The organism is Halorubrum sp. SD626R (assembly GCF_001261915.1).
Lineage (GTDB): Archaea > Halobacteriota > Halobacteria > Halobacteriales > Haloferacaceae > Halorubrum.
Genome location: NZ_CVRT01000036.1, coordinates 1 through 6,665 on the forward strand (window position 1 = coordinate 1; position 6,665 = coordinate 6,665).

7 protein-coding genes and 1 pseudogene are annotated in these 6,665 nt (G+C 69.6%); 5 read left to right on the forward strand and 3 right to left on the reverse strand.

Going from position 1 to position 6,665, the window contains the following annotated elements; genetic code table 11:
- Positions 1–156 (forward strand): annotated as a pseudogene (locus SD626R_RS02920) (ferredoxin); the annotation flags it as partial.
- Between the two features lie 125 nt (positions 157–281).
- Here SD626R_RS02920 and SD626R_RS02925 read toward each other — a convergent pair.
- Positions 282–932, reverse strand: a complete 651-nt coding sequence (locus tag SD626R_RS02925) for an HVO_0476 family zinc finger protein (RefSeq protein ID WP_092563236.1) — start codon at positions 930–932, stop codon at positions 282–284.
- Positions 933–1,086: 154 nt separating this feature from the next.
- On the opposite strand from SD626R_RS02925, the gene prs reads away from it, so the two are divergent.
- Both prs and SD626R_RS02935 read left to right on the forward strand, forming a co-directional pair.
- Positions 1,087–1,941 (forward strand): ribose-phosphate diphosphokinase, encoded by an 855-nt coding sequence (prs, locus tag SD626R_RS02930; RefSeq protein WP_092563240.1) that lies wholly within the window; start codon positions 1,087–1,089, stop codon positions 1,939–1,941.
- A 202-nt stretch (positions 1,942–2,143) separates the two neighbouring features.
- Positions 2,144–3,970, forward strand: a complete 1,827-nt coding sequence (locus tag SD626R_RS02935) for a sensor histidine kinase (protein WP_092563242.1) — start codon at positions 2,144–2,146, stop codon at positions 3,968–3,970.
- A 74-nt stretch (positions 3,971–4,044) separates the two neighbouring features.
- Here SD626R_RS02935 and SD626R_RS02940 read toward each other — a convergent pair whose 3' ends face one another.
- Positions 4,045–4,602 carry a maltose acetyltransferase domain-containing protein gene (locus tag SD626R_RS02940; protein WP_092563245.1) on the reverse strand — a complete coding sequence of 186 codons (558 nt, stop codon included), beginning with the start codon at positions 4,600–4,602 and terminating at the stop codon, positions 4,045–4,047.
- Positions 4,603–4,657: 55 nt separating this feature from the next.
- Positions 4,658–5,551 carry a thiamine-phosphate kinase gene (gene thiL, locus SD626R_RS02945; protein WP_092563248.1) on the reverse strand — a complete coding sequence of 298 codons (894 nt, stop codon included), beginning with the start codon at positions 5,549–5,551 and terminating at the stop codon, positions 4,658–4,660.
- Positions 5,552–5,738: 187 nt separating this feature from the next.
- On the opposite strand from thiL, the gene SD626R_RS02950 reads away from it, so the two are divergent.
- Both SD626R_RS02950 and SD626R_RS02955 read left to right on the forward strand, forming a co-directional pair.
- Positions 5,739–6,155 carry a hypothetical protein gene (locus tag SD626R_RS02950; RefSeq protein WP_394324695.1) on the forward strand — a complete coding sequence of 139 codons (417 nt, stop codon included), beginning with the start codon at positions 5,739–5,741 and terminating at the stop codon, positions 6,153–6,155.
- A 109-nt stretch (positions 6,156–6,264) separates the two neighbouring features.
- The coding region (locus tag SD626R_RS02955) for an isocitrate lyase/PEP mutase family protein (RefSeq protein WP_141651414.1) at positions 6,265–6,665 on the forward strand (401 nt) is incomplete at its 3' end.

Genomic DNA, 6,665 nt, shown 5'->3' on the forward strand with positions numbered 1-6,665 from the left:
GGCGACATCGAGATGGACATGCAACAGATCCTCTCCGACGAGGAGGTCGAAGAGAAGAACGTCCGCCTGACCTGCATCGGCAGCCCGGCGACCGACGAGGTCAAGATCGTCTACAACGCGAAACACCTCGACTACCTGCAGAACCGCGTCATCTAACGCCGCGCCGACCACCCGCGGTCGCAGTCACAGACGGTGTTCGATGTGGGTCACCCCCATCGGTCCCACCGTTTTTTCCGACGCCTCGTCCCCGAGAGCGACCGCTGCACTCCGAATCCGTACGGTTACCAGGCCGACCAGGCCGTCATGCTCTCGTCGCGGCCGTACACCCGCTTGCAGTCCTTCGCGTAGGCGAAGTCGCCCTCGTGGTCCAGCTTCTCGTGGCGGTACTCGGGGGCGTCCTCGCGGATCTGGACCCCTTCGACGGCGAACTCCTCGTCGCCGAACTCGACGGTCTCGCCCACGGTGAACTCGTAGTCGCCGGGGACGTTCACCCGGACCGAGCGCGTCTCGTCGGCGTTCCCGTCCTTCGGGTGCAGCGTCACCGGCACGGAGACGTTGTCGACCGCGCGGGTCCACAGCGTCGCGACGTCCTCGACGTCGGCCTCCTCGACGCGCCGTTCCGGGCCGACCTCGATCCCGGTCACCCGGACCTGCATGAGCGCGTCGGGGGTGTCGACGACGAACTCCTCGCCGGTCGCGACGTATGTATCTGCGGGCACGTCCATGCGGGTCGTGAACGAGTCGCCGTCCTGCGAGACGACGATCTTCAGCTCGACGGTCTCTTCCTCCGGGATCTCGGTCTTGTACGTGTGGTCGCAGTCGGTACAGCGAACGGTCGCCTGCCCGCCGGGGCGTAACACTTCGTGGACGGTCTCCTCGCCCGGCGAACACGACGGGCAGGCGAGGCCGACTCGGTCTCCTGTTTCGGTCATTACGGCGTCGTATCCGCCGCTCGCGTAAATATCCGCCCCTGTGGCCGCGGTGCGTCACGCGCTCGCGTGGGGCTCGGTGAACCCGGTTCGGCGACCGGACCGACCCCGCCCGAGTAAGGAAACTGGTTTACCGGTGTCAGGGAAACGGACGCCCATGATCGTTCCCGGATCCAGCTCACAGCTGCTCGCGGCCGCGGTCGCCGAGGAGACGGGCCGACCGCTGGCGACCCCGACGTACGACCGGTTTCCGGACGGCGAGACGCTCGCGGCGGTGCCCGACTTCGACGCCGACGAGGCCGTGATCGTCGCCGCGACCGACTCCGACGAGGCGTGGGTCGAACTGCTCCAGCTACAGGACGCCGTCCGCGAGGCCGGCGCCGAGCGCGTGACGACCGTGATTCCCTACATGGGGTACGCCCGACAGGACGAGTCGTTCGGGGAGGGCCAGCCCGTCTCGGCGCGGGCGATGGCGCGGGCCATCTCCACCGGGACCGACCGCGTCGTCCTCGTCAACCCCCACGAGCCGGGCGTCGCCGGCTTCTACGACGTGCCCGTCGAGACCGTCGACGCCGCGAGCGTCCTCGCCGACCCCCTCCCGGCCGGCCTCGCGGAGCCGCTGTTCCTCGCGCCCGACGCGGGCGCGGTCGGCATCGCAGAGACGGTCCGGGACGCGTACGGCGCGGGCGAGACGGACTACTTCGAGAAGCACCGCGACCGCGAGACGGGCGCCGTCGCCGTGTCGCCGTCGGACGCCGCCGTGTCGGGTCGAGACGTGGTCGTCGTCGACGACATCGTCGCCACCGGCTCGACGATGAGCGAGTCCGTCGGCGTGCTGAACGACCGCGGCGCGGCGCGGGTGCTCGCGACCTGCGTCCACCCGGTGCTCGCCGCCAACGCCGTGACGAAGCTCCGGGGCGCCGGCGTCGACCGCATCGTCGGCAGCGACACCGTCGAGCGCGGCTGCAGCGTCGTCAGCGTCGCCCCCGTCCTCGCCGAGGCGCTCGAATAGCTCGACTCGGCTTCGTCGAACACACTGACACCGGCGCGCTCCTCCTCCGCGGCTGCGGTCGACAACAGGAGCTCGCGACTGTCGCGGTATGCCACTCCGCTTCTAATTTCACCGCGCCGACCGCGTTCCGGAAAGCCGCAGACGTCGACCCCCGCAAGCTTATGTGGCTCCTCGGTCCCACAGAGGGTAAGTGAGTGCCGTAATGTCATCTCCCCCGCCGGCGTTACTCGACGCCCTCGACGACATCTTCTTCGCGATTAACGACGAGGGCTATATCGAACTCTGGAACCGGGCGGCCGCCGAGATCACCGGCTACACCGAGGCGGAAGCCGGGACGATGACGCCGACCGACTTCTTCGATCAACCGGATAGCGACCTCGTCACCGAAGCGATCGGAGAGCTGTTCGAGACCGGTGACACGGTCGTCGAGGCGGAGCTGGTGACCGCGGACGGCGACCGCATCCCCTACGAGTTCAGGGCGACTCGACTCCCCGAAGACAGCACCCACGCGTTTGCCGGCATCGGTCGTGATCTCACCGAGCGCAAACAGGCCGAACGGGAGCGCCGAGCGATCCTCAACCGGATGCGTGACGGCTTCTTTTCGGTCGATACCGACTGGCGGATCACCTACGCCAACGAGAAGGGCGAACAGCTGCTCGCCAACGCGATGGGGCTCGACCGCGAGACAACGACGTTCGAGGGGCTCCACCTGTGGGAGGAGATCCCCGACGCCGTCGACACCACGTTCTACGAGGGGTACCACCGGGCGATGGAGACCGGCGAACCGGTCTCCTTCGAGGAGTACTTTCCGCCCTTAGCGGAGTGGTTCGACGTCCGCGTGTTTCCCGACGCCACCGGACTGTCTATCTATTTCCGTGAAATCACCGAGGAACGGCAGTATCGCGAACAGCTCGAACGCCGCGAACAGGTGCTGAAAGACCTCTACACGATCACTGCCGACCGCGACAGCACGTTCACCGAGCAAGTCCAACGACTGCTCGCGCTCGGGCGTACCGAGTTCGGGACGGAGTACGGATCGCTCTCGAAGATCAGCGGTGACGACTATCGGTTCGAGGTCGTCGCCGCGGACGACGACAGCATCGAGCCGGGCGACGTCGTGCCGCTCGAGGCGACGAACTGTGAACTCGTGGCGGCTCAGCGGGAGACGATCGCGTGGGGGAACGTCGCGCGGGACGCGCCGGACGAGACCGACCGCACCGGTTACACCGACTGGGGCATCTCCTGCTATCTCGGCGCGCCGGTGTACGACAACGACGGTGTCTACGGGACGTTCTGCTTCTACGGGCGGGAGACGCGTGCCGAGCAGTTCGCCGACTGGGAGGTGACGCTCGTCGATCTGATGAGCCGGTGGGTCAGCTACGAACTCCAGCGGCAACAGGTGACCGAGGAGCTCCAGCGACAGAACGAGCGACTCGAGGAGTTCGCCGGCATCATCAGCCACGACCTCCGGAATCCGTTGGCCATTCTGTCGGGGGGGCTCGAACTCGCGAAAGAAACCGGCGATCCGGCGGAGTTCGCCCGCTGTTTCGACGCCCTCGAGCGGATGGAGACGCTCGTCGACGACCTGCTGACGCTGTCGAAGGCCGGCGAGTCGATCGACGACGTGGAGTTGGTCGCACTCGAGGAGCTCGTGGAGCTGGCGTGGGAATCCGTCGAGACGACCGACGCCACGCTGGAGATCACGGCCCGTGAGACGGTGCCGGCGGACGCATCGCGGCTGCAACAGCTGTTCGAGAACCTGTTCCGGAACGCCGTCGAACACGGCGGGACGGGCGTGACGGTTACCGTCGGGGCGCTCGAACACGGGTTCTACGTCGAGGACGACGGGCCGGGGCTTCCCGAGGACGGCCGCGAGGAGATCTTCGAGAGCGGATACTCGACGACCGACGCCGGGACGGGGTTCGGGCTCGCGATCGTCGCGGATATCGCGGAGGCGCACGGCTGGGAGATCACCGCCACGGACGGCGAATCCGGCGGCGCGCGGTTCGAAGTCGTCGGCATCGCTTGAGGGAGACGCGCTCTTCGGTGATCGGCCGTTTCAGAACCCCATGCGTCTGAACGAACGGGTCCCGCCCGGAGTCGCTACTCGATCTCCCGGATCACTCGCGCCGGGTTCCCGCCGACCACGGTCCGCGCCGGCACGTTCCTCGTCACCACCGCGCCCGAGGCGATCACCGCGCCGTCGCCCACGGTCACGCCGGGGTTGAGCACGGCGCGCCCGCCGATCCACACGTCGTCGCCGACGGTCACCGGCTCCGCGCGCTCGCGGCCGGTCGCGCGCTCGTCCGGGTCGAGCGGGTGTGTCGGGGTATAGACGTGGACGCCCGGGCCGAGCAGGCAGCGGTCCCCGAACTCGATCGGGTTCGAATCGAGGAAGACGCAGCCGTAGTTCGCGAAGAAGTCGCCGCCGACGGCGACGTTGTAGCCGTAGTCGCAGCGCACGGGCGGCTGGACGGTCGCGTCCTCGCCGACGGCGTCGAACAGCTCGCGGAGGAGTCGCTCGCGCCGGTCCCGCTCGGCCTCGCTCGTCGCGTCGTACCGCCGGGCGATGTCGCGGGCCCGGGCGCGGTCCGCGGCGAGCGTCGGGTCACTGGGGTCGTAGAGTTCTCCCGCCAGCATCCGCTCCGTCTCGGTCGCCATGTGAGGGCGGACGGGACCCCGCGCATAAGGGTCGGCGGTTCGGCCGCCACGAGCCTCACCCGTGCGTGTAACCGCGGTCGGCGAGGGGGTCGCCGTCGGCGGTCACCCCGTCCGCGGCGTCGACGACGGTGCCGACGCGCGCGAGCCCGCCGGGACAGGCCTCGCGGGCGTCGTCGAGGTCGGCCTCGGGCACCGCACAGACGAGCTCGAAGTCCTCGCCGAAGTGCGCCGCGAGCTCGAACCGGTCCGTCGGTCCCTCCGCGACGCCGTCGACCGCGGGGTGGACGGGGAGGCGGTCGGGGTCGAGCGCGAAGCCGACCTCGCTCGCCTCCGCGAGCTGGTGGAGCGACCGCGCGAGCCCGTCCGAGGAGTCCATCATCGCCGCGGCGCGGTCGGCGAGCGCGACCCCGTCGGCGACGCGGGGGACGAACCGGAACAGGTCGTTGGCGCGTTCCACCGGTGCCTCGTCGCCGCGCTCGAACAGTCGGAGCGCGGCCGCCGACCGCCCCCACTCGCCGGTGACGCAGAGCGCGTCGCCCGGGGTCGCGCCCGAGCGCGTCACCGGGCCGGCGTCGGTCACGTCGCCGATCGCGGTCGAGGCGGTCGTGAACTCCTCGTGGGAGTCGAGGTCGCCGCCGACGTACTCGGCGCCGACCGCCTCGCAGACGTCGACCGCGCCGGCGACGAACCGGTCGAGGCGGTCGGGGTCGAACTCGGCGTCGGCGTAGACGGCGACCGCCGCGGTCGCGCGCGCCCCCATCGCGGCCACGTCGGAGAGCGACGCGCCGACCGCGCGCCACCCGGCGGTGTACCTGTTCGTCCCCGGCGGGAAGTCGGTGCGCTCGTGGAGCATATCGGTCGTGATGACGGTGTCGCCGACGACGGCCGCGTCGTCGCCCGCGTGCGGGAGGTCGGCGGCGAGTTGGCGAAGCGCGTCGCGCTCGTTCACGGGCGGGTAAACGCGCCGGAACCGGTTAGTATGGATCGGTCCGGCCCTCCCGGTGCGCGCCGGTCGCTCGGCCCGCGCCGTTGACTATGGTGAGTGGTACCACGCATCATTTAAAGCCGTAAAACAGATTAACGAATATTATCATTATCAACCATTATGTTTATTACCAGTGCCCCGAACTCACCGAGTGCAATGTCAGTACCTGTACGCGGACACCCGCCAGCGCGACGCGCCGACCGATCGACCACCAGACGACCGCCGCAACCGCCCACACGACCCGATGACGACACCTGACGACACCGCGACGCCCGAGACGACCCGAGCGACAGACCAGCGGACGACCGCCGACACTTCTCCGCAGATCCCCGGCCGCACGCCGATCACCGAGGAGGCGGGCGCGCCGCTCGTCCCGCGGACGCGGCCCGGCGCGACAGACGGGTCCGCCACCGACGAGACCGACGCGATCGCCGGGACCGACGCGACCGCCGAGCCGCTCGACACGCCCGACCGCCCGAGCCCGCCGACCGACGCGGAGCGGGAGGCCCCGCTCGTCCCGGACCTGCGTCCGACGCGCCGCGCGCGGACCGACGGGGGGTCGCGATGAGCGCCGTCCCGATGGCCGGGACCGGCGACGGGCCGCGCCCGGACCCGACGACGTTCACGCCCGACGCGACCGATCGACTCCCCGCCGCCGACACCGCGGAGTGACACCCATGCATCCCAACGAACTCGACGACGACGTCTTCGAGAGGGACATCGACAACCCGGCCGGCCGGAAGCTCCGCGAACTGTTCGACGAGCAGGAGTACACGTTCGCGCCCGGGATCTACCACGCGCTCGACGCTCGGCTGGCGGAGATGGCGGGCGTCGACGCCGCCTACATGAGCGGCTACTCGACCGTGCTCGGCCAGTTCGGCTTCCCCGACTTAGAGATGGTCACGATGACGGAGATGGTCGAGAACGCCAAGCGCATGGTCGAGGCGACGACCCTCCCGGTGGTCGCCGACTGCGACACCGGCTACGGCGGCGTCCACAACGTCCGCCGCGCGGTCCGCGAGTACGAGAAGGCCGGCGTCGCCGCCGTCCACATCGAGGACCAGACCTCGCCGAAGCG